Annotated in this window: 24 protein-coding genes, 1 rRNA gene and 1 other annotated feature; of the genes, 23 read left to right on the top strand and 2 right to left on the bottom strand. The window is 34.5% G+C overall.

The window, feature by feature from the left end:
* The first annotated feature begins 7 nt into the window (after positions 1-7).
* A 5S ribosomal RNA gene (rrf, locus tag FYJ81_RS09125) occupies positions 8-122 on the top strand.
* A 193-nt stretch (positions 123-315) separates the two neighbouring features.
* On the opposite strand, the gene pdxR is transcribed toward rrf, so the two are convergent.
* Positions 316-1,692 (bottom strand): MocR-like pyridoxine biosynthesis transcription factor PdxR, encoded by a 1,377-nt coding sequence (gene pdxR, locus FYJ81_RS09120; protein ID WP_107385917.1) that lies wholly within the window; start codon positions 1,690-1,692, stop codon positions 316-318.
* A gap of 97 nt (positions 1,693-1,789) precedes the next feature.
* Between pdxR and pdxS the strand changes: the two genes are divergently transcribed.
* Positions 1,790-2,677 carry a pyridoxal 5'-phosphate synthase lyase subunit PdxS gene (pdxS, locus tag FYJ81_RS09115; RefSeq protein ID WP_019468591.1) on the top strand — a complete coding sequence of 296 codons (888 nt, stop codon included), beginning with the start codon at positions 1,790-1,792 and terminating at the stop codon, positions 2,675-2,677.
* 1 nt (position 2,678) lies between these two features.
* Positions 2,679-3,254, top strand: a complete 576-nt coding sequence (gene pdxT / locus FYJ81_RS09110; RefSeq protein WP_119517583.1) for a pyridoxal 5'-phosphate synthase glutaminase subunit PdxT — start codon at positions 2,679-2,681, stop codon at positions 3,252-3,254.
* 68 nt (positions 3,255-3,322) lie between these two features.
* On the opposite strand, the gene FYJ81_RS09105 is transcribed toward pdxT, so the two are convergent.
* Positions 3,323-4,537 (bottom strand): NupC/NupG family nucleoside CNT transporter, encoded by a 1,215-nt coding sequence (locus FYJ81_RS09105; protein ID WP_119517582.1) that lies wholly within the window; start codon positions 4,535-4,537, stop codon positions 3,323-3,325.
* 156 nt (positions 4,538-4,693) lie between these two features.
* Here FYJ81_RS09105 and FYJ81_RS09100 point away from each other — a divergent pair, with 156 nt between their 5' ends.
* The 20 genes from FYJ81_RS09100 to rplL all read left to right on the top strand — a co-directional run bounded on the left by FYJ81_RS09100 (position 4,694) and on the right by rplL (position 22,731).
* The gene (locus tag FYJ81_RS09100; RefSeq protein ID WP_019468588.1) at positions 4,694-5,155 is read left to right on the top strand and encodes a CtsR family transcriptional regulator; all 462 of its coding nucleotides are present in this window, start codon (positions 4,694-4,696) and stop codon (positions 5,153-5,155) included.
* Between the two features lie 24 nt (positions 5,156-5,179).
* Positions 5,180-5,731 carry a UvrB/UvrC motif-containing protein gene (locus FYJ81_RS09095; protein WP_019468587.1) on the top strand — a complete coding sequence of 184 codons (552 nt, stop codon included), beginning with the start codon at positions 5,180-5,182 and terminating at the stop codon, positions 5,729-5,731.
* Positions 5,724-6,734 (top strand): protein arginine kinase, encoded by a 1,011-nt coding sequence (locus tag FYJ81_RS09090; RefSeq protein ID WP_019468586.1) that lies wholly within the window; start codon positions 5,724-5,726, stop codon positions 6,732-6,734. Before FYJ81_RS09095 ends, FYJ81_RS09090 begins: the two co-directional genes overlap by 8 nt.
* Positions 6,735-6,745: 11 nt before the next feature.
* On the top strand, positions 6,746-9,208 hold the full coding sequence (locus FYJ81_RS09085; protein ID WP_119517581.1) for an ATP-dependent Clp protease ATP-binding subunit: 2,463 nt from the start codon (positions 6,746-6,748) through the stop codon (positions 9,206-9,208).
* Positions 9,209-9,555: 347 nt separating this feature from the next.
* Entirely contained in the window at positions 9,556-10,926 is a 1,371-nt protein-coding gene (radA, locus tag FYJ81_RS09080; protein ID WP_119517580.1) for a DNA repair protein RadA, read from the top strand.
* 74 nt (positions 10,927-11,000) lie between these two features.
* Entirely contained in the window at positions 11,001-12,059 is a 1,059-nt protein-coding gene (locus tag FYJ81_RS09075) for a PIN/TRAM domain-containing protein (protein ID WP_019468583.1), read from the top strand.
* A gap of 440 nt (positions 12,060-12,499) precedes the next feature.
* Positions 12,500-13,954, top strand: a complete 1,455-nt coding sequence (gltX, locus tag FYJ81_RS09070; RefSeq protein WP_107384255.1) for a glutamate--tRNA ligase — start codon at positions 12,500-12,502, stop codon at positions 13,952-13,954.
* Positions 13,955-14,277: 323 nt separating this feature from the next.
* A complete protein-coding gene (gene cysE / locus FYJ81_RS09065; protein WP_037539884.1) occupies positions 14,278-14,919 on the top strand; it encodes a serine O-acetyltransferase in 642 nt (213 codons plus the stop codon).
* On the top strand, positions 14,903-16,303 hold the full coding sequence (gene cysS / locus FYJ81_RS09060; protein ID WP_119517579.1) for a cysteine--tRNA ligase: 1,401 nt from the start codon (positions 14,903-14,905) through the stop codon (positions 16,301-16,303). Before cysE ends, cysS begins: the two co-directional genes overlap by 17 nt.
* A gap of 1 nt (position 16,304) precedes the next feature.
* Positions 16,305-16,691, top strand: a complete 387-nt coding sequence (locus tag FYJ81_RS09055) for a Mini-ribonuclease 3 (RefSeq protein WP_037539882.1) — start codon at positions 16,305-16,307, stop codon at positions 16,689-16,691.
* Between the two features lie 7 nt (positions 16,692-16,698).
* A complete protein-coding gene (rlmB, locus tag FYJ81_RS09050; protein WP_107384253.1) occupies positions 16,699-17,448 on the top strand; it encodes a 23S rRNA (guanosine(2251)-2'-O)-methyltransferase RlmB in 750 nt (249 codons plus the stop codon).
* Positions 17,445-17,969: an NYN domain-containing protein gene (locus FYJ81_RS09045; protein ID WP_019468577.1), complete on the top strand. Its 525-nt coding sequence runs from the start codon at positions 17,445-17,447 to the stop codon at positions 17,967-17,969. The genes rlmB and FYJ81_RS09045 overlap by 4 nt, the downstream gene beginning before the upstream one ends.
* A 72-nt stretch (positions 17,970-18,041) precedes the next feature.
* A complete protein-coding gene (locus tag FYJ81_RS09040) occupies positions 18,042-18,623 on the top strand; it encodes a sigma-70 family RNA polymerase sigma factor (protein ID WP_107385923.1) in 582 nt (193 codons plus the stop codon).
* A gap of 122 nt (positions 18,624-18,745) precedes the next feature.
* The gene (gene rpmG / locus FYJ81_RS09035) at positions 18,746-18,889 is read left to right on the top strand and encodes a 50S ribosomal protein L33 (RefSeq protein ID WP_071560108.1); all 144 of its coding nucleotides are present in this window, start codon (positions 18,746-18,748) and stop codon (positions 18,887-18,889) included.
* Positions 18,890-19,016: 127 nt separating this feature from the next.
* Positions 19,017-19,196, top strand: coding sequence for a preprotein translocase subunit SecE (gene secE, locus FYJ81_RS09030; protein WP_019468575.1), 180 nt, complete (start codon positions 19,017-19,019; stop codon positions 19,194-19,196).
* A gap of 14 nt (positions 19,197-19,210) precedes the next feature.
* Positions 19,211-19,759 carry a transcription termination/antitermination protein NusG gene (gene nusG / locus FYJ81_RS09025; RefSeq protein WP_107384250.1) on the top strand — a complete coding sequence of 183 codons (549 nt, stop codon included), beginning with the start codon at positions 19,211-19,213 and terminating at the stop codon, positions 19,757-19,759.
* Positions 19,760-20,149: 390 nt separating this feature from the next.
* A complete protein-coding gene (gene rplK, locus FYJ81_RS09020; protein WP_019468573.1) occupies positions 20,150-20,572 on the top strand; it encodes a 50S ribosomal protein L11 in 423 nt (140 codons plus the stop codon).
* Positions 20,573-20,799: 227 nt separating this feature from the next.
* Entirely contained in the window at positions 20,800-21,495 is a 696-nt protein-coding gene (rplA, locus tag FYJ81_RS09015) for a 50S ribosomal protein L1 (protein WP_019468572.1), read from the top strand.
* Between the two features lie 90 nt (positions 21,496-21,585).
* Positions 21,586-21,733, top strand: a sequence feature (ribosomal protein L10 leader region).
* A gap of 76 nt (positions 21,734-21,809) precedes the next feature.
* Positions 21,810-22,319, top strand: coding sequence for a 50S ribosomal protein L10 (gene rplJ / locus FYJ81_RS09010; RefSeq protein ID WP_019468571.1), 510 nt, complete (start codon positions 21,810-21,812; stop codon positions 22,317-22,319).
* Positions 22,320-22,362: 43 nt separating this feature from the next.
* The gene (rplL, locus tag FYJ81_RS09005; RefSeq protein ID WP_046207683.1) at positions 22,363-22,731 is read left to right on the top strand and encodes a 50S ribosomal protein L7/L12; all 369 of its coding nucleotides are present in this window, start codon (positions 22,363-22,365) and stop codon (positions 22,729-22,731) included.
* The last annotated feature ends 142 nt before the right edge of the window (positions 22,732-22,873 follow it).

Here is a 22,873-nt window from a genome sequence, read left to right as displayed (position 1 = left end):
GATATTGTCTGGTGACTATAGCAAGGAGGTCACACCTGTTCCCATGCCGAACACAGAAGTTAAGCTCCTTAGCGCCGATGGTAGTCGGACTTACGTTCCGCAAGAGTAGGACGTTGCCAGGCAATTAAATAGGATGCGATGAGCCGAGACCGAGAGGTCTCTTTTTTTGTATTAAAAGGAGCTTAACTTCCAGTTCGAAGAACTGTAACATTGAGTTGATACACATGCATAAGTACCACTAGCTCAATAAATTGAGAGTGGTACTTTACTATTCTGAAATTTTAGCCAGTAGGAAATCTAGCAAAGAAATTCATACTAGACCGTTAATGATTTAATCAGTGCGTCTGTATGTGCTTTGAGTTGTGATATTGGGATGCCACCGAAGCCTAGTATGAATTTAACTGTGCTTTGCTCACTATCATATTTATTAAAGGGTATTATTTTTAAATCATTTGCCTTTGCACGTTCTAAGCATTGCTTCATAGTCAAATGATTTTTAACAGTGAGTGTAAAATGCATACCCGCTAAAGCACCATCTATTGTTAATTGTGATTGATAGGGAGCTAATGCATTTAAAATTGTTGTTAATTTATGACGATATACATTTCTCATTTTATTGAGATGTCTTTCAAAACTACCTGATTTCATGAAGTGTGAAACTATTTTTTGTGTATGCGCAGGTACTGTATTTCCTTCTTTGTTTTCTAACTTGTCATATTTTGATAGTAAATTATTTGGTAAAACTAAATATGCAATTCGACAGCTTGGAAATAAAGATTTGGAAAAGGTACTAATATATATTACTTTGTCTTTAGTATCAAGACTTTGTAAAGCAGGAATGGGTTTGCCGAAGTAGCGAAATTCAGAATCATAATCATCTTCAATGATATATCTATCAGTGCTTTGTTGTGCCCAAGTGATAAGTTGGGTTCTTTTTTTTAAACTCATGACATAACCTGTTGGAAATTGGTGCGATGGCGTGACATATGCGATATTATTATTTGATTTCTGAAAGCAATCTATTTCTATTCCTGTACTATTTACTGGTACTTGAAGATAAGCAATTTGCTTTTTATCTAATACTTGCTTAATAGGTGGGTAGCTAGGATTTTCTATTAAAAACCGACCATCATTTAAAATGTCAGTTAAAAGGTTTATAAGCTGCTCTGTTGAAGATCCAATGATAATTTGTTCAGGTCGGCAGTTAACGCCACGGCTATTAAATAAGTAATGCGCAATTTCTTGTCTTAATGAAATTTCGCCCTTTAAATTAGCATGTTGTAGTAAATCAATTTCTTCATCTTCAAATGCATCTTTTGCATATTTTCTAAATTGTTTCATAGGAAAATATTCAGCATCAATTTCAGATAAATTAAATGCTAATGAATGGTCTGACTGTACTGCATCATGATTATTTTTTGAGTGATTATGAATATAGAATTGATCTGGTTTTCTTGTGACAATTGGAAGCGTTTCTATATCTGAAACAAAATAACCCGAACGCGGTTTAGAATAAATATACCCTTCATCTAATAATAGCTGATATGCATGTTCTATTGTTGTGTTACTTACAGATAAATGTTGTCCTAACACACGTTTAGACGGAAATTTATCTTCAGACTTATATTGTCCTTCAATAATTTGTTGTTTTAAATTTTCGTATAAATTGATATAAAGATGATTTTTAGACAATAAACTGACCCCCTAAATTATTTCAAAAGTGTATCTTTTTAAATACCAGTTTATCTTTTAAAATGAATTTAATCAACTAAGTAAAGGGGTAAATAAAATGTCTAAATTTACTGGATCAGAAAGAGTTAAAAGAGGAATGGCTGAAATGCAAAAGGGCGGCGTTATTATGGACGTTGTCAATGCTGAACAAGCGAAGATTGCAGAAGAGGCAGGAGCAGTTGCTGTAATGGCATTAGAACGTGTTCCTTCAGATATTAGAGCGGCTGGTGGCGTTGCTAGAATGGCCAATCCTAAAATCGTTGAAGAAGTAATGAATGCTGTTTCTATACCTGTAATGGCAAAAGGACGTATTGGTCATATAACAGAAGCACGTGTACTAGAAGCAATGGGTGTTGACTATATTGATGAATCAGAAGTATTAACGCCTGCTGATGAAGAGTTCCACTTACGCAAAGATACTTTTACAGTACCATTTGTTTGTGGTTGTCGTAATTTAGGTGAAGCAGCGCGTCGTATAGGCGAAGGAGCGGCAATGCTACGTACAAAAGGCGAACCTGGTACTGGTAATATTGTTGAAGCTGTCAGACATATTAGACAAGTTAATGCTGAAGTAAGCCGTATAACAGTAATGAATGATGATGAAATTATGACGGAAGCTAAAAATATAGGCGCACCTTTTGATGTATTAAAATCAATTAAAGAAAATGGCAAGTTGCCAGTTGTGAATTTTGCAGCGGGTGGTGTAGCAACACCACAAGATGCTGCTTTGATGATGGAATTAGGTGCAGATGGCGTATTTGTTGGTTCTGGTATTTTTAAATCAGAAGATCCTGAAAAATTTGCAAAAGCAATTGTACAGGCTACGACACATTATCAAGATTACGAATTGATTGGTAGATTAGCTAAAGAGTTGGGAACAGCAATGAAAGGTTTAGACATTAATGATTTATCACTAGAAGAACGTATGCAAGAGCGTGGTTGGTAATATGAAAATAGGTGTTTTAGCTTTACAGGGTGCTGTGAGAGAACATTTGAAGCATATTGAATTAAGTGGCCACGAAGGTATTGCCATTAAACATGTGGAACAATTAGACGAAATTGATGGTCTTATACTACCAGGTGGTGAATCGACAACGTTACGCCGTTTAATGAATTTATATGGGTTTAAAGAAGCATTACAACAATCTAAATTACCTATGTTCGGGACTTGTGCAGGTCTTATAGTTATGGCAAAGGATATTGTTGGAGAAGAAGGATATCTCAATAAATTAGATATTACGGTTCAACGAAATTCGTTTGGAAGACAAGTGGATAGTTTTGAAAGTCATTTAAATATTACTAGTATAGCAGAAGATATAGAAGGTGTGTTTATCAGGGCACCACATATTGTAGAAGTACATGGGAATGCTACGATATTGAGCACAGTTAGTGAGAAAATTGTAGCAGTTCAAGAAGGCCGTTATTTAGGTGTATCTTTCCATCCAGAATTAACAGAAGATTATCGCGTAACGCAATATTTCATTGAACATATTGTAACACCTACGACAATTGAGAAAGTTTAATACAGCGCAAGAAAAAAACAGGTCAATTCCAAAATGGATGGACCTGTTTTTTTCTTTTGTCAATTTAATTAGATAAAGAAACCTGCGATTGCTGCAGAAATAAATGATACAAGTGTTGCACCAAATAAAAGTTTCAAACCAAAGCGCGCTACCATATCACCTTTTTCATTGTTAAGTGATTTGATTGCGCCGGAAATAATACCAATAGAACTAAAGTTAGCAAAAGAAACAACAAATACGGAGATTACACCTTTAGCGTGGTCACTGATATTTTTAACTTCATTTAAACTTTGCATAGCGACAAATTCATTAGATAGTAATTTTGTTGCCATAATCGAGCCAGCTTGAACAGCATCGTCCCAAGGTACTCCAATTAAAAATGCTAATGGTGCAAATATAAATCCAATCAAAGTTTGGAAATCCCATGTAATACTTCCACCAGAAATTGCAGTGAAAATTGCACTCACAACACCGTTTAACAAAGCGATAATTGCTATATAACCGATAAGCATCGCACCTACAATTACAGCAACTTTAAACCCATCTAAAATATATTCCCCTAACATTTCGAAGAAGGATTGTTTTTCTGTTTCACTTTCTTCAACAATTAATTTATCTTCTTTTGCATCTACCTTATATGGATTGATAATAGAAGCAATGATAAACCCACCAAATAAGTTTAATACTACAGCTGTAACTACATATCTGGGTTCAATTAATGTGAAATAAGCCCCTATAATAGAAGCCGATACTGTAGACATCGCGGAAGCAGTTAATGTATAAAGACGTTGTTTAGGGATAAGTGCTAATTCTTTTTTGAGTGAAATGAAAACTTCTGATTGTCCCAAAATTGCCGCTGCCACCGCATTATATGATTCCAAGCGACCCATTCCGTTTACTTTAGAAATAGCTAAACCTAAATAATTAATAATGAACGGTAATATTTTTGTGTATTGTAAGATACCAATTAATGCTGAAATAAAAACGATTGGTAATAATACATTGAAGAAGAACGGTGGATTTTCAGGATCTACAAATTCAAATCCACCAAATACAAAATTGACACCTTCAGCAGCTTTAGCTAATAAATAATTAAAGCCATCTGAAATGCCACCAATGACCGTAATACCAAATTTTGTTTTTAATAATATAAACGCAAATACAAGTTGTATTACAAGTAATAAGCCGATGTATTGCCAGCGAATATTTTTTCTGTCAGAACTAAAGAGGAAAGCTAACCCAAGAAACACAGCTATACCAATTAAACCGATAATAATATGCATAATAATTCATCCCTTTAAATTTTTTCTTAATTCCTATAATACAATAAACAAGCGCTTACTTACATCTAAAAACGAAAAAATTTAAAACATATTGGTTGAAAAAGGTCAAAGTTGGTCATATAATATAGTCAAAGAAGGTCAAAAGAGGTGATAATCATGCATAACATGTCCGACATCATAGAACAGTACATTAAAAAATTATTTGAAGACACCAATGAAGACGTTGTTGAAATTCAACGTGCCAATATTGCACAGCGATTTGACTGTGTGCCTTCTCAACTAAACTATGTGATCAAAACACGTTTTACAAATGAACATGGTTATGAAATAGAAAGTAAAAGAGGTGGCGGTGGTTATATTCGAATCACTAAAATTGAAAACAAAGATGAAACAGGTTATATTAATCATTTACTTCAACTCATCGGACCATCTATTTCACAACAGCAAGCATATTACATCATAGATGGTTTGTTAGATAAAGCTTATATTAGTGAACGCGAAGCAAAAATGATTTACGCTGTAATCGATAGAGAAACTTTGAAAATGGATGTATTATCAAGAGATATTATACGTGCTAATATAGTGAAACGAATATTACATGTAATAAATTATTATTAAAGAAATTAAGAGAGGTGTTTAGTCGTGCTGTGCGAAAATTGTCATTTAAATGAAGCAGAGGTAAAGTTAGCAGTTAAAGGACAAGACGGTGTACATGAAAAATGGGTTTGTGCTACATGCGCGCAAGGCGGTAACCCGTGGACTCAAAACCAACAAATGCAGTCACAAGATGACATTGAAGGTGCGTTTGTTGTAAAACAAATATTACAACATTTAGCAGCGAAACACGGTATTGATTTCGATGAAATTGCATTTAAAGAAGAGAAGAGATGTCCTACTTGTCAAATGACATTAAAAGATATTGCGCATGTTGGTAAATTTGGTTGTGCAGACTGCTACGCAACTTTTAAAGATGACATTGTCGATATTGTACGACGTGTACAAGGTGGTCAAATCGAACACACTGGAAAAACACCGCGCTCTTCACATAGAAAGTTAGCTTTAAAAAAACAAATAGAAGAGAAAACGTCGTATTTAAATCAGTTGATTGAAGAACAAAATTTTGAAGAAGCTGCAGTTGTTAGAGATGAAATTAAAGCATTGAAAGAAGACAGCGAGGTGAAACATGATGAGTAAAAATGATATCAGCACTCACATTAGTGAGTGGATGAGAGACGAAGCAGAAAGTCCAATCGTAATGTCTTCGAGATTGCGTTTGGCCAGAAATTTAGAAAATCATGTACACCCTTTGATGTTTGCATCAGAACAAGATGGAAATAGAGTGATAAATGAAGTTCAAGATGCGCTTCCTAACATGTTTATACAGAGATTAGACACGATGGATCAACAGAGCAAATATAAACTTGTAGCGAAACATCTTATAAGTCCCGAGTTAATAAAGAGACCTGCTGCTGCAGTACTTTTAAATGAAGATGAATCTTTAAGCATTATGGTTAATGAAGAAGATCATATACGAATTCAAGCCATGGGTAATGATTTATCATTACAAACATTATACGAAAGAGCCTCTGCATTGGATGACACACTAGACAGTGAATTAGATGTGAGTTTTGATGAAACACTTGGTTATTTAACTACCTGTCCGACGAATATTGGTACTGGTATGAGAGCAAGCGTAATGTTACATTTACCTGGACTTACGATTATGAAGCGGATGAATAGAATCGCTCAAACGATAAATCGTTTTGGATTCACGATAAGAGGTATCTATGGTGAAGGTTCTCAAGTATACGGTCACATTTATCAAATTTCCAATCAACTGACACTTGGAAAAACAGAAGAAGAAATTATTGAAAGTTTAACTGAAGTAGTACAACAAATTATTAATGAAGAGATGCAAATTCGCGAACGACTAAGCAAGCATAATAAAATTGAAACTTTAGATAGAGTATATCGTTCGTTAGGTATCTTAAAATATAGTAGACTAATATCTATGGAAGAAGCATCATTTAGATTAAGTGAAGTAAAATTAGGTATAGACTTAGACTATATTGATTTAGAAGACTTCAAATTTAATGAGTTGATGGTTGCAATTCAATCGCCATTCTTATTAGATGATGAAGATGATAGAACAGTTAACGAAAAAAGAGCAGATATATTAAGAGAACATATAAATTAGGAGGTCATGCTATGTTATTTGGTAGACTGACAGAACGTGCACAACGTGTATTGGCACATGCTCAAGAAGAAGCAATTCGCTTAAATCATTCAAATATAGGAACAGAACATTTACTTTTAGGTTTAATGAAAGAACCAGAAGGTATTGCAGCAAAAGTGTTGGAATCTTTTGATATTACTGAAGAAAAAGTAGTAACAGAAGTTGAAAAATTAATTGGCCACGGTCAAGAACAAATGGGTGCGTTACATTACACACCTCGTGCTAAAAAAGTTATTGAGTTATCAATGGATGAAGCAAGAAAATTACACCATAACTTCGTCGGCACAGAGCATATATTACTCGGCTTAATTAGAGAAAATGAAGGCGTGGCTGCACGTGTTTTTGCTAATTTAGACTTAAACATTACTAAAGCACGCGCTCAAGTAGTGAAAGCTTTAGGAAGTCCTGAAATGAGTAATAAAAATGCACAGGCAAATAAATCCAATAATACGCCAACGTTAGATAGCCTTGCACGTGATTTAACAGTAATTGCTAATGATGGCACACTAGATCCTGTCATTGGCAGAGATAAAGAAATCACGCGTGTGATTGAAGTATTGAGCAGACGTACTAAGAACAACCCAGTATTAATTGGGGAACCAGGTGTCGGTAAAACAGCAATTGCTGAAGGTTTAGCACTTGCAATTGTTAATAATGAAGTACCTGAAACACTTAAAGGTAAACGTGTGATGTCATTAGATATGGGAACAGTCGTTGCTGGTACGAAATATCGTGGTGAATTTGAAGAACGCTTGAAAAAAGTTATGGAAGAAATTCACCAAGCAGGTAACGTCATTCTTTTCATTGATGAGCTACACACATTAGTAGGTGCTGGTGGTGCAGAAGGTGCTATCGATGCATCAAATATCTTAAAACCAGCATTGGCACGTGGCGAACTACAATGTATCGGTGCGACTACACTAGATGAATACCGTAAAAATATTGAAAAAGATGCAGCGTTAGAACGTCGTTTCCAACCTGTTCAAGTAGATGAACCAACTGTTGAAGATACAATTGAAATCTTAAAAGGTTTACGTGATCGTTATGAAGCACATCATCGCATTAACATTTCTGATGAAGCTTTAGAATCAGCAGCGAAATTAAGTCATCGCTATGTATCTGATCGTTTCTTACCAGATAAAGCCATCGACTTAATTGATGAAGCAAGTTCAAAAGTAAGACTAAAAAGCCATACAACACCACCAAACTTAAAAGAGTTGGAACAAGAAATTGAACAAGTGAAAAATGAAAAAGATGCAGCTGTACATGCACAAGAATTTGAAAATGCAGCTAATTTACGTGATAAACAAACTAAATTAGAAAAACAATACGAAGAAGCAAACAATAATTGGAAAAATAGCCAAAACGGCGCGAACACATCCTTATCTGAAGAAGATATTGGTGAAGTTATCGCTGGTTGGACTGGCATTCCATTAACAAAAATTAATGAAACAGAATCTGATCGCTTGCTTAACTTGGAAGATACGTTGCATGAACGTGTTATTGGTCAAAAAGAAGCAGTGACATCAATCAGTAAAGCAGTGAGACGTGCAAGAGCTGGATTAAAAGATCCTAAAAGACCAATTGGTAGCTTTATCTTCTTAGGCCCTACAGGTGTCGGTAAAACAGAATTAGCACGTGCATTAGCAGAAACAATGTTTGGTGAAGATGATGCAATGATTCGTGTAGACATGAGTGAGTTCATGGAAAAACATGCTGTCAGCCGTTTAGTAGGAGCGCCTCCAGGCTATGTTGGTCATGATGATGGCGGTCAATTAACTGAAAAAGTAAGACGTAAACCATATTCAGTTATATTATTTGATGAAATCGAAAAAGCGCACCCTGATGTATTTAATATCTTGTTACAAGTATTAGATGACGGACATCTAACAGATACAAAAGGTCGTCAAGTAGACTTCCGTAATACTGTGATTATTATGACATCTAACGTTGGTGCCCAAGAATTACAAGATCAACGTTTTGCAGGATTTGGCGGCGCATCTGAAGGACAAGATTATGAATCAATCCGTAAGACAATGATGAAAGAATTGAAAAATGCTTTCCGTCCAGAATTCTTAAACCGTGTAGATGACATCATTGTATTCCACAAACTTTCTCAAGATGAATTGAAAGAAATTGTGACAATGATGGTAAATAAACTTACAGATCGTTTATCAGAACAAGATATCGACATTATCGTGTCTGATGCAGCTAAAGAACGCATCGCTAAAGAAGGATATGACCCAGAGTATGGTGCTAGACCACTGATTCGAGAAATTCAAAAAACAATTGAAGATAACTTGAGTGAGTTAATCTTAGATGGTAACCAAATCGAAGGTAAAAATGTCTATATCGATCATGACGGTAAAGAATATAAATATGATATTAAAGATAGAACAGAAGATAAAAAAGAAAAAGAAACTTCTGAATCATAAAATTAGATAAATATAGGTAATAGTGCCAACGCGTTTCTCAAGTATTTATATATAGCTTGAGAAACGCTTTTTTTATTAAGCAAATGTGATACAGTATGATGAAGAAATATGATGTTAACTTGTATCTAATTTGAATATCAAGAAAGTATATCTTTTTGATGGTGCTATAGACATAATAGTGTTATTTTAAAAAAATAGATTTTTGCAATATATTCATTTGTATATTACAATATAAAGCTATTTATTTAGCATATAAAATATCAAAATAAATCATTTGTAAATAAAATTTGTTTTTACATAAACATAGGTATAAAATAGATTTGTTCAATAAAGATGGAGGTGCAGTTTTGGCCAAAAAGAAAGTGGTTTTTGAATGTATGGCATGTGGTTACCAGTCGCCTAAATGGATGGGGAAATGTCCTAACTGTGGTGGATGGAATCAAATGGAAGAAATAATAGAACAGAAAACGACAAGCCCAAAACATGGTGTACGTAGTCGCGAAAATACTGCCAAAGTACAGAAGTTAAATGATATTAAGCATGAGACAACACCACGTATTAAAACGAATTCAGCAGAATTTAATCGAGTGCTTGGTGGCGGGGTTGTAAATGGTTCGCTTGTATTAATTGGTGGCGATCCAGGTATCGGTAAATCAACACTATTGTTACAAATATGTGCTGCATTATCACAAGATAAAAATGTTTTATATATAACTGGTGAAGAATCATTAAACCAAACAAAATTAAGAGCGGATCGATTAGATGAAGACTCAAGTAATTTAAATGTATTTGCAGAAACAGATTTAGAAGTGATACATGAGACAGTTAAACAATTGAAGCCTGATTTGCTTGTTGTAGATTCTATACAGACCATTTTCCACCCTGAAATCAGCTCTGCGCCCGGTTCGGTATCTCAGGTGAGGGAGAGTACACAGAGCTTGATGAATATAGCTAAACAACTAAATATTGCCACTTTTATTGTTGGTCATGTAACGAAAGAAGGTCAGATTGCAGGGCCTCGTCTGTTAGAACATATGGTAGATACGGTACTTTATTTTGAAGGTGATGAGCATCATGCTTATCGTATTTTAAGAGCGGTGAAAAACCGTTTTGGCTCTACGAATGAAATGGGTATTTTTGAAATGAAGCAGAGTGGATTAAAAGGTGTTAAAAACCCTTCAGAAATGTTTTTAGAAGAGCGTTCTACGAATGTTCCAGGTTCAACAATCGTGTCTACGATGGAAGGTACAAGACCATTATTAATTGAAGTTCAAGCCTTAGTAACACCAACAACCTTTAATAACCCTAGACGTATGGCTACAGGAATAGATCACAATCGTTTAAGTTTGTTGATGGCTGTATTAGAGAAAAAAGAGAATTATTTACTGCAACAACAAGATGCTTATATTAAAGTAGCTGGTGGCGTAAGATTAACAGAACCTGCTGTCGATTTAGGAATCATTGTTGCTACAGCCTCAAGTTTTAAAGATTTAACTGTAGATGGATTAGATTGTTTTATTGGTGAGGTTGGTTTAACCGGAGAAGTGAGACGTGTTTCTCGCATTGAACAACGTGTACAAGAAGCGGAAAAACTAGGTTTTAAACGCATTATTATTCCTGAATCTAATATTGGGGGCTGGGAATTTCCTAGCAATATCAAAGTCATTGGTGTGACAAATGTGAACGAGGCATTAAAATATGCCTTAACAAAACATTAATCAACAACATATATTTAAATGATTACATGGCTCATGTAATCAAAATAGCTTTCATGCGAAAGGAGCGTTAGCATTTGAACATGATAAGACTCATTGTAATCTTGTGCTATATTATACTGGGTGCAAGTTTAGGCGTGTATCTTATTCCAGAAATTATTGCAGATGCTGGTTTGAGTCATTTCATGCTACTTACAAATAATTATTTCAATGGGCTATTAGGGATTATACTATTTTTTGTAATCTTTGGATGGTTTATTAAAAAGGTAACTTTAGCAATGAAAGATCTAGAACAAATGATTATGCGTCAAAGTGCGATAGAAATATTGTTTGCCACAATTGGACTCATTATAGGGTTGCTTATTTCCGTAATGATATCATTTATTTTCCAAATTATTGGCAACAATGTGTTAAATCATTTTGTACCAATCATTGTTACAATCATATTGGGATATTTAGGTTTTCAATTTGGTTTACGTAAGCGTGATGAAATGCTTTTGTTTTTGCCAGAAAACATGACGCGTTCTATGGCTATGAACACACGAAATGCGATGCCAAAAGTGATTGATACGAGTGCAATTATAGATGGACGTATTCTAGATGTTTTAGAATGTGGTTTTGTAGATGGAGAAATCCTAATTCCGCAAGGTGTGATTAATGAACTGCAAGTCATTGCAGATGCGAACGATAGTGTGAAGAGAGAAAAAGGGCAAAGAGGCTTAGATATGCTAAATGCATTACATGATGCACAACACCCTACACGTATCATACAACCTACAAAATCACACAGTGATATAGATGCAATGTTAATTAAACTAGCGCTCCATTATAGAGCTCAAATTATAACTACAGATTTTAATTTAAATAAAGTTTGTCATATACAGGGGATTCAAGTACTAAATGTCAATGATTTATCAGAAGCCATTAAGCCAACGGTTCACCAAGGTGATCGACTTAACTTATTGTTAACTAAGATGGGCAAAGAAGCCGGACAAGCAGTGGGTTACTTAGAGGATGGTACAATGGTTGTCGTAGATAATGCTAAAAAACATATTGGTGAGCACGTTGATTTAGAAGTCGTCAGTTTATTACAAACATCTTCTGGACGCATTATTTTTGCGAAAAAAATATATTGAAATTGAAGTGAAGGTTTCATTTGAAATGTAGCAACAACAGTCACAGTTTCACATGAAACCTTTTTTAGCGTAAAACACTAAATAGAGAAGATGTAAAAGAATTCTTATATAAACAGTTAAATTTAAGCGCGGTAATATCATAATCAGCTTTAAAGTGCTACAATAGATAGCGAAATTGTATTACTATATTTAGAATTATACTGTTGAATTTAAAAACAAAGAAATGTTTGATTTTAATATAGTAATGCTTTAAAAAATGATGAGCTATGATATTATAAGTAAGCGAACAAGCAATATACTTTAAATGCTGAAACATTATTTTTTAATATGAACTTCATTGGAGTCGTGTTGACATAAGCGTTGTGTATTTTATGGGTAAACACAGTTAAGATGAAAAAAATAAAATTAAATCGTAAAAATTTTAAACAGGAGTGAACATAATGAGTAATCGTGTAAGAGTTAGATATGCACCAAGTCCAACAGGCTATTTGCATATTGGTAATGCAAGAACTGCATTATTTAACTATTTATTTGCTAAACATTATGATGGAGATTTTGTAATACGTATAGAAGATACGGATAGCAAACGTAATTTAGAAGACGGAGAATCATCACAATTCGATAACCTAAAATGGTTAGGTATTGATTGGGACGAATCAGTAGATAAAGATAAAGGTTATGGTCCTTACCGTCAGTCAGAACGCGCTGAAATATATAATCCACTTATCCAACAATTATTAGATGAAGATAAAGCATATAAATGTTATATGACAGAAGAAGAGTTAGAAGCAGAACGTGAACAACAAATTGCGCGTGGTGAAATGCCACGTTATGGTGGGAAACATGCACATTTAACTGAAGAAGAGCGCCAACAATTTGAAGCCGAAGGACGTAAACCATCTATTCGTTTTCGTGTTCCAAAAGATACAACTTATAAATTCGATGATATGGTTAAAGGTGAAATTTCATTTGACTCAAACAATATGGGAGATTGGGTAATTGTCAAAAAAGACGGTATACCAACATATAACTTTGCCGTAGCTGTTGATGATCATTACATGGAAATTTCAGACGTTATACGTGGTGACGACCATATCTCTAATACACCAAAACAATTAATGATTTATGACACATTTGGTTGGGAACCACCAAGATTTGCGCATATGTCATTGATTGTAAATGAAGAACGCAAAAAATTAAGTAAACGTGATGGCCAAATACTTCAATTTATTGAACAGTATAGAGATTTAGGTTACTTACCTGAAGCATTATTTAACTTTATTACATTGTTAGGTTGGTCTCCTGAAGGTGAAGATGAAATCTATTCTAAAGAAGAGTTCATCAAAATCTTCGACGAAAAACGTTTATCTAAATCACCTGCATTTTTTGATAAACAAAAATTAGCTTGGATTAACAACCAATATATGAAGCAAAAAGATACTGAAACAGTATTTGAACTTGCTTTCCCACATTTAGTTAAAGCGGAATTATTACCTGAAAACCCTTCTGAAGAAGATAAAGCATGGGGTCGTAAACTTATTGCACTTTATCAGAAAGAAATGAGTTATGCTGGCGAAATTGTTCCGTTATCTGAAATTTTCTTCAGAGATGAACAAACATTAGGTGAAGATGAGCAAGAAGTTATTGATGGTGAACAAGTTCCTGAACTTATGAACCATTTATATGGCAAATTAGAAGCTTTAGAACCTTTTGAAGCTGCTGAAATTAAAAAGACAATTAAAGAAGTTCAAAAAGAAACAGGCATCAAAGGTAAACAATTGTTTATGCCGATACGTGTAGCTGTAACTGGACAAATGCATGGACCAGAGCTACCAAATACAATTGAAGTTTTAGGTAAAGACAAAGTGTTGAACCGCTTAAAAAAATACGTTTAATGCAAAGTGTGAATAAAAAGGCTTAAAGGTATAACACTTGAAAAATTACAATTTACCAACTATTATAATATGTGAATTGGCTAAAGGATTAGTATGCAATGGTATGTGTCAAGAGAGTGTGCGGTCGCTGTGAGCACAACACAAACATTGTTGAATGCACCTTTAGTTTGAAGAATTAAATAATGTAAATGAGTCAATATAAGTTGTATTACTACGTGATTGAGGAATCAGCTTATTAAAAAAGAGTGGAACCGTGCAAAGCACCTCTAACAATATGATGTTGGAGGTGCTTTTTTAATAAGGAGGTCGCAACCTTGTTTGAAATTTTGAAAAGAATCAAAGATGATGTAAATATGGTGTTTGAGCAAGACCCAGCAGCACGTACGACATTAGAAGTGGTTACATCTTATGCCGGAGTACATGCAGTGTGGAGTCATTTAATTGCACATGCTTTATATAAAAAGAAAAAATATGTATTAGCAAGATTGATTTCTCAAATTACACGCTTCTTTACAGGGATAGAAATACATCCAGGCGCTCAAATTGGCAAGCGTTTATTTATTGATCACGGTATGGGCGTAGTGATAGGTGAAACATGTAGGATTGGTGATAATGTTACTATTTATCAAGGTGTTACTTTAGGTGGAACAGGTAAAGAAAAAGGAAAGCGTCATCCTGATATTGGAGACAATGTACTAATTGCAGCGGGAGCAAAAGTACTTGGTAATATTAAAATTAATTCAAATGTTAATATTGGCGCGAATTCCGTAGTGTTGAACTCGGTGCCTAGCTATTCTACAGTAGTCGGCATACCAGGACATATTGTAAAACAAGACGGAAGAAGAATCGGTAAAACATTTGACCATCGTAATTTACCTGACCCTATTTATGAGCAATTAAAACAATTAGAGAAACAACTTGAGAAAACAAGAAATGGAGAGATTCAAGATGATTACATTATATAATACACTTACACGTCAAAAAGAAACGTTTAAGTCAATAGAACCAGGTAAGGTTAAGATGTATGTTTGTGGACCAACTGTATATAATTACATTCATATTGGGAACGCAAGACCTGCAATTAACTATGATGTTGTTAGAAGATATCTTGAGTACCAAGGCTATGAAGTGATTTATGTTTCAAACTTTACGGACGTAGATGATAAATTAATAAAACGCTCCAAAGAATTAAATGAACCAGTAAATACAATAGCTAACCGCTATATCGATGCATTTTATGAAGATGTGGGCGCATTAAATGTCAAAAAAGCGACTTCAAATCCAAGAGTCATGAATCATATGGACGATATTATTAAGTTTATAGAAGAACTTATAGAAGAAGGATACGCTTATGAAAGTGGTGGCGATGTTTATTTCAGAACACGTAAATTTGAAGATTATGGTAAATTAAGTCATCAATCGTTGAATGATTTAAAAGTAGGTGCACGTATTGAGCAAGGGGAACAAAAAGAAGATGCACTCGATTTTACATTATGGAAACAGGCGAAACCAGATGAAATTAGTTGGGATAGTCCATTTGGCAAAGGTAGACCAGGCTGGCATATTGAATGTTCAGTGATGGCTTATCACGAGCTAGGGGCAACAATTGATATTCATGCGGGTGGTACAGACTTACAATTTCCACACCATGAAAATGAAATTGCTCAATCAGAAGCACATAACCATGCGCCATTCGCAAATTATTGGATGCATAATGGTTTCATCAACATAGATAATGAAAAAATGAGTAAGTCATTGGGCAATTTTGTCTTAGTGCATGACATTATTAAAGAAATCGATCCAGATGTCTTACGCTTTTTTATGATTAGTGTACATTATAGAAGCCCGATTAACTATAACATGGAGCTTGTTGGGGCAGCTAAAAGTGGATTAGAACGTATTCGTAATAGTTATCAATCCCTTGAAGAGCGAGAAGCAATTGCAACTAATATTGAAGCGCAAGACCAATATATTGATGAAATCAATCAAATATTAGATCAGTTTGAAACAGTTATGAATGATGATTTCAATACTGCTAATGCCATCACAGCTTGGTATGATTTATCAAAACTAGCGAATAAATATGTCTTGGAAAATACGACATCTACCAAAGTGATTGCACGTTTTAAAGAAGTTTATCAAATATTCAGTGATGTTTTAGGTGTTCCTTTAAAAGTATCAAACAGTGATGAATTATTAGACGAAGATGTCGAAGCGCTCATTGAAGAACGAAATCATGCACGAAAAAATAAAGATTTTGCACGTGCAGACGAAATTCGTGACCAGTTAAAAGAACAAAATATTATTTTAGAAGATACGCCACAAGGTGTGAGATTCAAACGTGGGTAACATGAATAATAAGTTGTTAAATCCATTAACTTTAGCATATATGGGTGACGCCGTTTTAGATCAATTTGTAAGAGAATACATTATATTGAAGTTAAAAGCGAAACCCAATCGTCTACATCAAGAGGCTAAGCGTTATGTTTCTGCAAAAAGTCAGGCACAATCACTTGAGTACTTATTTGAAAATAACTGGTTTACAGATGAAGAATTAGATATCGTGCGTCGAGGCAGAAATGCTAAGAGTTATACTAAGGCCAAAAACACAGATATTCAAACCTATCGAAAAAGTTCAGGTTTAGAAGCAATCCTCGGATTTTTATATCTAGAAAAAAATCAAGAACGACTCACCTCGTTACTTGAATGCATTGTAAAAAATGTAGATGAAAGGTAGTGAGACTTTGGAAGAGATTGTAATCGTAGGTCGTCATGCCGTAAAAGAAGCGATTGTTTCTGGGCATACAATTAATAAGGTTTTAATTCAGGATACAGTAAAAAAAGGACAAATCAATGATATTTTAAAAAAGGCAAATAGTAACAAAATCATTGTACAAGCAGTGCCAAAATCGAAATTAGATGGTTTGTCTGATGCACCTCACCAAGGTGTCGCTGCATACATTGCACCATATGAATATGCAGATTTTGATGCGTTTTTAGCACAACAAAAAGATAACGAAAAACTATCTACTGTTCTAATTTTGGATGGCTTAGAAGATCCCCATAATTTAGGATCAATTTTAAGAACTGCGGACGCTTCAGGTGTGGATGGCATCATTATTCCTAAAAGGCGGTCGGTTGCACTCACACAGACAGTTGCAAAAGCATCTACAGGTGCGATTGAACATGTACCTGTCATGCGTGTTACAAACTTAGCGAATACTATTGAAACATTAAAAGATCATGGTTATTGGGTAGTTGGTGCTGAAGCGGAAAATTCAACAGATTATCGTGAAATGGATGCCGGTATGCCATTAGCAATCGTTATCGGAAGTGAAGGCCAAGGTATGAGCCGACTTACAAAAGATAAATGCGACTTTTATATAAATATTCCGATGGTAGGGCATGTAAATAGTTTGAATGCCTCTGTTGCGGCAAGTTTAATGATGTATGAAGTCTACCGTAAACGTAATCAGATTGGAGAAAAACCATGAAGGATCGTTTCTTGATTATTGACGGTTATAATATGATTGGCCAATCACAAGATTTAAGTCAAATAGCCCAAGAAAATTTGGAAGAAGCACGTGATCAGCTACTAACTGCGATTGCAAATTATAATGCAGTCATAGCTGATGAGGTTGTTTGTGTGTTTGACGCTTACGAACAATCGGGCATGTCGTCAGAATATATGTATCATGGTGTGAAGATTGTCTTTACTAAAGAAAAAGAAACAGCAGACAGTTTTATAGAAAAATATGTGTATGATTTATATGACAAACATACAAGACACATCACAGTGGTAACAAGTGATATGAGTGAACAACATGCCATATTTGGTGCGGGTGCTTATCGTATCTCTTCAAGAGAGATGTGGAGAGACTTGAGAGAAAATGAAGTTTCGGTTTCAAAAAAGCTTGAAGGGTTCAACGAGCAGAAGCCACGGACGCGTATAGAGCTGTCCAATGAAATTTTGGAAGAATTTGAAAAAATCAGAAGGGGTAACAATCATAAATAAGAAGATTGTCCCCTTGCTTTTTTTACAGCGTACTTTGTATGCTAACTTTAACCTAATGAAAGGATTTAAAGTATGCTACAAAGAACAAACCATCAAGAACCAACATCAGTCTCAAAAAGCAAATGGCAAGATATTCATTTCTTAATCGATTTACTAGAGAAATTACAGCCACATATATTGAAATGTTTGAATCATTTTTCAATACATCCAGATGACAAAGAAGATCTACAACAAGAAATACTTTTTAAATTATTCAAAGCGTTAAGACAATTTGATTTTTCTAAAGAAATCCCATTGGTACATTATGTAAATCGCACTATCAAAAATGCCAAAAATGATTATATAAGAAAAAAATCAGCAGATTTAAGACGGCAAAGATTGTTAGAAAACGAAATGTTAATTAGTGTCCAAATGTTAAGGCAAACCCGACAAACGGATGAAATTATTTTAAGAAACGAAAAACTGACGATGCTGCATCAAAGAATTGAAAAATTAACAGAGTTAGAGCAAGGCATTATAAATTATATTTTAAAAGACTATAAACCATCTGAAATTGCCTGCATTTTAAATCTAAATGTTAAAATAGTTTACAATACGATACATAGATGTAAACTGAAATTGAAGCGTGCATTTAACCCAAAGCGTCCGAATTAAAATCAGTGATTGATAGGTATTAATTGATTTTTGGGTTAATAGAAAGCAATGGTGGAAGATTGACAATTGACAGAGATGTTATGTATAGTAGATTGGTATTATAATGAGTAAGGTGAAGTAAAATGAAAAAAGTGCCATTAAGCTGTGAAACGTGTGGAAATAGAAATTATAATGTTCCTAAGCAAAGTAACCTTACATCAAGATTGACATTGAAGAAGTATTGTCCAAGATGTAACGCACATACAGTTCATAAAGAAGCAAAATAATGTCGGTATATTAGATTAAGTAATTGAGTAAATATAACCTTCCAATTTAGTTGTGAGTATTGTATTTGCTTAATTTGTCGTATGTATAAGCAAATGAGAAAATCGAATTAATACGGAGGTATTGCTAATGGCTAAAAAAGAAAATTTCTTTCAAGGCGTAAAGTCAGAAATGGAAAAGACAAGTTGGCCAACGAAAGAAGAATTATTTAAATATACTGTAATCGTTGTGGCAACGGTAGTATTTTTCTTAGCCTTCTTCTATGTCTTAGATTTAGGTATTGGTAGAGTTATAGAGTTAATTAAATAGATAGGAGTGACGACATGTCTGAGGAAGTTGGCGCAAAGCGTTGGTATGCTGTGCATACTTATTCTGGTTATGAGAACAAAGTTAAAAAGAATTTAGAAAAACGTGTGGAATCTATGAATATGACTGAACTGATATTCAGAGTGGTTATACCTGAAGAGGAAGAAACACAAGTTAAAGATGGCAAAGCTAAAACATTAACTAAAAAAACATTTCCTGGCTATGTATTAGTTGAATTAATCATGACTGATGAATCATGGTATATTGTCAGAAATACACCAGGTGTTACAGGATTTGTTGGTTCAGCAGGTGCTGGATCAAAACCGAATCCATTATTACCTGAAGAAGCACGTTTCATCTTGAAACAAATGGGCATGAAAGAAAAAACAATTGATGTTGAATTAGATTTAGGTGAGCAAGTTAAAATCAAATCAGGTCCATTTGCTAATCAAGTTGGTGAAGTTCAAGAAATTGAAGCGGATAAATTTAAATTGACAGTTCTTGTAGACATGTTTGGTAGAGAAACACCTGTTGAAGTAGAATTCGATCAAATTGAAAAATTATAATCATATGATACAGGTTGGATGGTCTATGTGTCATAGACCATTGAAACTGAATGAATGATTTAGTTTGAGGATTATATGAGTGAATGCAAGTGCACAGGCACTTGCATAAGCAAGAAGTGTTACTTTATATGCATTAAACTCCCTAATCACTAAAGTGATTTAAATTAAAGAGTACCTGAGCTAAAGCTCATGCATTAAGAACCCCTAATCACTAAAGTGATAAGGGGTTCTATAAAAAAAGTTACACTTTACTCTTGCTTTATGATTTAAATAGATGTTATAATACTGTGGTCGCGCTCATAGAGCGTTCATTTCGTCACGAAATGTAGAAGAGTGGGAGGACAAAACTGAGTCCTGTGACCACATCACGATATCAAGGAGGTGCACATCGTGGCTAAAAAAGTAGAAAAAGTTGTTAAATTACAAATTCCTGCAGGTAAAGCAAACCCAGCACCACCAGTTGGTCCAGCATTAGGTCAAGCAGGTGTGAATATTATGGGATTCTGTAAGGAATTCAACGCACGTACACAAGAAGATGCAGGTTTAATTATTCCGGTAGAAATCAGTGTTTATGAAGATCGTTCATTTACATTCATTACAAAAACTCCACCGGCTCCAGTATTACTTAAAAAAGCAGCTGGCGTTGAAAAAGGTTCTGGCGAACCTAATAAAAACAAAGTTGCTACAGTAACTAAAGATCAAGTACGTGAAATTGCAAACCAAAAAATGCAAGATTTAAACGCTGCAGACGAAGAAGCAGCTATGCGTATTATCGAAGGTACTGCACGTAGTATGGGTATCACTGTTCAATAATATTAAAATTAACTGAAAACATAGATTGACGATAAAGCAGATGACAGAAATGACAAACAGGATCAAAGCGTTCAATATTGTCGTAATAAGAGGGAAATTGTCATTTATTTAGGAAGTGTTTCCTGAGATGCAATACGATTAAAACCTCTCTGTTATCTGCTCTTAACTTGCAAAAGCGAGTAAATGTGGGAGGAAATTCCGCTAAAACCACTAAAGGAGGACATGAAATGGCTAAGAAAAGTAAAAGATTTCAAGAAGTAGCTAATAAAATTGATCGCCAAAAACACTATAGTGTTGAAGAAGCAGTTGAATTAGCTAAAGAAACAAGTATCGCTAACTTTGACGCATCAGTTGAAGTAGCATTCCGTTTAGGAATTGATACACGTAAAAATGATCAACAAATCCGTGGTGCAGTTGTACTTCCAAATGGTACAGGTAAATCACAACGTGTATTGGTATTCGCAAAAGGAGACAAAGCAGCTGAAGCAGAAGCAGCAGGTGCTGATTTCGTTGGTGAAAGTGAATATGTTCAACAAATCCAACAAGGTTGGTTTGACTTTGACGTAGTAGTAGCTACACCTGACATGATGGGCGAAGTTGGTAAACTTGGTCGTGTATTAGGACCTAAAGGTTTAATGCCAAACCCTAAAACTGGTACTGTAACAATGGATGTTACAAAAGCAGTTGAAGAAATCAAAGCAGGTAAAGTAGAATATCGTGCTGAAAAAGCTGGTATTGTACATGCTTCAATTGGTAAAGTATCATTCGATACTGACAAACTTGTTGAAAACTTCAAAGCTTTACAAGATGTGTTAACTAAAGCGAAACCATCTTCAGCTAAAGGTACTTACTTCAAATCTGTTGCTGTTACAACAACAATGGGCCCTGGAGTAAAAGTCGATACTTCTAGCTTCAAACTTTAATCTTAAATATAAATGATGATAAGACTGGATGGATTGATTCAGTCTTATCTTTAAAAATATATTGACATACTGCATTTAACCAGTTATATTGGTTAATGTATTATTTTACCTAAGACAGTAGGAGTTAGTGATAACTTAAAAATAATCCTACCGAGGCTAAAATTGACTTGAACGTGAAGATTTTTAGATCTTTCAAGCACTTTTTGCCGCGGGTAGAAAGTGCTTTTTTTATTGAGATAAAGTTGTTAATTCATGTAATTAGCAGTTGTAATCAAGATTAAAAGCACCAAATAAAAAACTATGGAGGTGTCTAAATGTCTGCTATCATCGAAGCTAAAAAACAACAAGTTGATGTAATTGCTGAATCATTGAAAAATTCAGTATCTACTGTAATCGTTGACTATCGTGGTCTAACTGTTTCAGAAGTAACTGAATTACGTTCACAATTACGTGAAGCTGGCGTTGAATTCAAAGTATTAAAAAATACAATGGTTCGTCGTGCTGCTGATCAAGTTGGTTTAGAAGGTTTAAATGAACATTTAGTAGGTCCTACTGCAGTTGCTACTTCAACAGAAGATGTTGTTGCTCCAGCAAAAGTATTAGCAGGATTTGCTAAAGAACATAAAGCTTTAGAAATTAAAGTAGGTGTTATGGAAGGCAGTGTTATCTCTGCTGAAGAAGTTAACACAGTTGGTACATTACCATCACACGACGGTCTTGTTTCTATGCTTTTATCAGTATTACAAGCTCCAGTACGCAATTTCGCTTATGCAGTTAAAGCTGTTGGAGAAGATAAAGAACAAAACGAAGAAAGCGCTGAATAATTGCGCATAATAAACTAGTAAAAATTAATGGAGGAATATTAAAATGGCTAATCAAGAACAAATCATTGAAGCAATTAAAGAAATGTCAGTTTTAGAATTAAACGACTTAGTAAAAGCAATTGAAGAAGAATTTGGTGTAACTGCAGCAGCTCCAGTAGCAGCAGCAGGTGCAGCAGGTGGCGGAGACGCTGCTGAAGAAAAAACAGAATTTGATGTTGAATTAACATCAGCTGGATCATCTAAAATCAAAGTCGTTAAAGCTGTTAAAGAAGCTACTGGCTTAGGATTAAAAGATGCTAAAGAATTAGTTGACGGAGCTCCTAAAGTAATCAAAGAAGCTTTACCAACTGAAGAAGCTGAAAAACTTAAAGAAGCATTAGAAGAAGTTGGCGCTACAGTAGAATTAAAATAATTCTAGCTGGCTAACAGTTCATAATTATATATTGAAGGTTGTCCAAGCAGCTTAACACATTAGCTATTTCGATACGCTAATCTTAAATGTAATATGGATTGCCTGAAATCTTTGAGAAATGAAAACCCCGTTATCGATATAA

This window comes from Staphylococcus sp. McC-251-APC-3A2 (genome assembly GCF_009695665.1).
Classification (GTDB): Bacteria; Bacillota; Bacilli; order Staphylococcales; family Staphylococcaceae; genus Staphylococcus; species Staphylococcus cohnii.
This window is presented reverse-complemented; position numbering and strand designations above follow the sequence as displayed.

Excerpts from the sequence above, each read along its gene's own strand:
- pdxS (WP_019468591.1), top strand. The coding sequence starts at position 1,790 with ATGTCTAAATTTACTGGATCAGAAAGAGTTAAAAGAGGAATGGCTGAA.
- pdxT (WP_119517583.1), top strand. The coding sequence starts at position 2,679 with ATGAAAATAGGTGTTTTAGCTTTACAGGGTGCTGTGAGAGAACATTTG.
- FYJ81_RS09105 (WP_119517582.1), bottom strand. The coding sequence starts at position 4,537 with ATGCATATTATTATCGGTTTAATTGGTATAGCTGTGTTTCTTGGGTTA.
- FYJ81_RS09100 (WP_019468588.1), top strand. The coding sequence starts at position 4,694 with ATGCATAACATGTCCGACATCATAGAACAGTACATTAAAAAATTATTT.
- FYJ81_RS09090 (WP_019468586.1), top strand. The coding sequence starts at position 5,724 with ATGAGTAAAAATGATATCAGCACTCACATTAGTGAGTGGATGAGAGAC.
- FYJ81_RS09085 (WP_119517581.1), top strand. The coding sequence starts at position 6,746 with ATGTTATTTGGTAGACTGACAGAACGTGCACAACGTGTATTGGCACAT.
- gltX (WP_107384255.1), top strand. The coding sequence starts at position 12,500 with ATGAGTAATCGTGTAAGAGTTAGATATGCACCAAGTCCAACAGGCTAT.
- cysS (WP_119517579.1), top strand. The coding sequence starts at position 14,903 with ATGATTACATTATATAATACACTTACACGTCAAAAAGAAACGTTTAAG.
- FYJ81_RS09055 (WP_037539882.1), top strand. The coding sequence starts at position 16,305 with ATGAATAATAAGTTGTTAAATCCATTAACTTTAGCATATATGGGTGAC.
- FYJ81_RS09045 (WP_019468577.1), top strand. The coding sequence starts at position 17,445 with ATGAAGGATCGTTTCTTGATTATTGACGGTTATAATATGATTGGCCAA.
- FYJ81_RS09040 (WP_107385923.1), top strand. The coding sequence starts at position 18,042 with ATGCTACAAAGAACAAACCATCAAGAACCAACATCAGTCTCAAAAAGC.
- rpmG (WP_071560108.1), top strand. The coding sequence starts at position 18,746 with ATGAAAAAAGTGCCATTAAGCTGTGAAACGTGTGGAAATAGAAATTAT.
- secE (WP_019468575.1), top strand. The coding sequence starts at position 19,017 with ATGGCTAAAAAAGAAAATTTCTTTCAAGGCGTAAAGTCAGAAATGGAA.
- nusG (WP_107384250.1), top strand. The coding sequence starts at position 19,211 with ATGTCTGAGGAAGTTGGCGCAAAGCGTTGGTATGCTGTGCATACTTAT.
- rplA (WP_019468572.1), top strand. The coding sequence starts at position 20,800 with ATGGCTAAGAAAAGTAAAAGATTTCAAGAAGTAGCTAATAAAATTGAT.
- rplJ (WP_019468571.1), top strand. The coding sequence starts at position 21,810 with ATGTCTGCTATCATCGAAGCTAAAAAACAACAAGTTGATGTAATTGCT.
- rplL (WP_046207683.1), top strand. The coding sequence starts at position 22,363 with ATGGCTAATCAAGAACAAATCATTGAAGCAATTAAAGAAATGTCAGTT.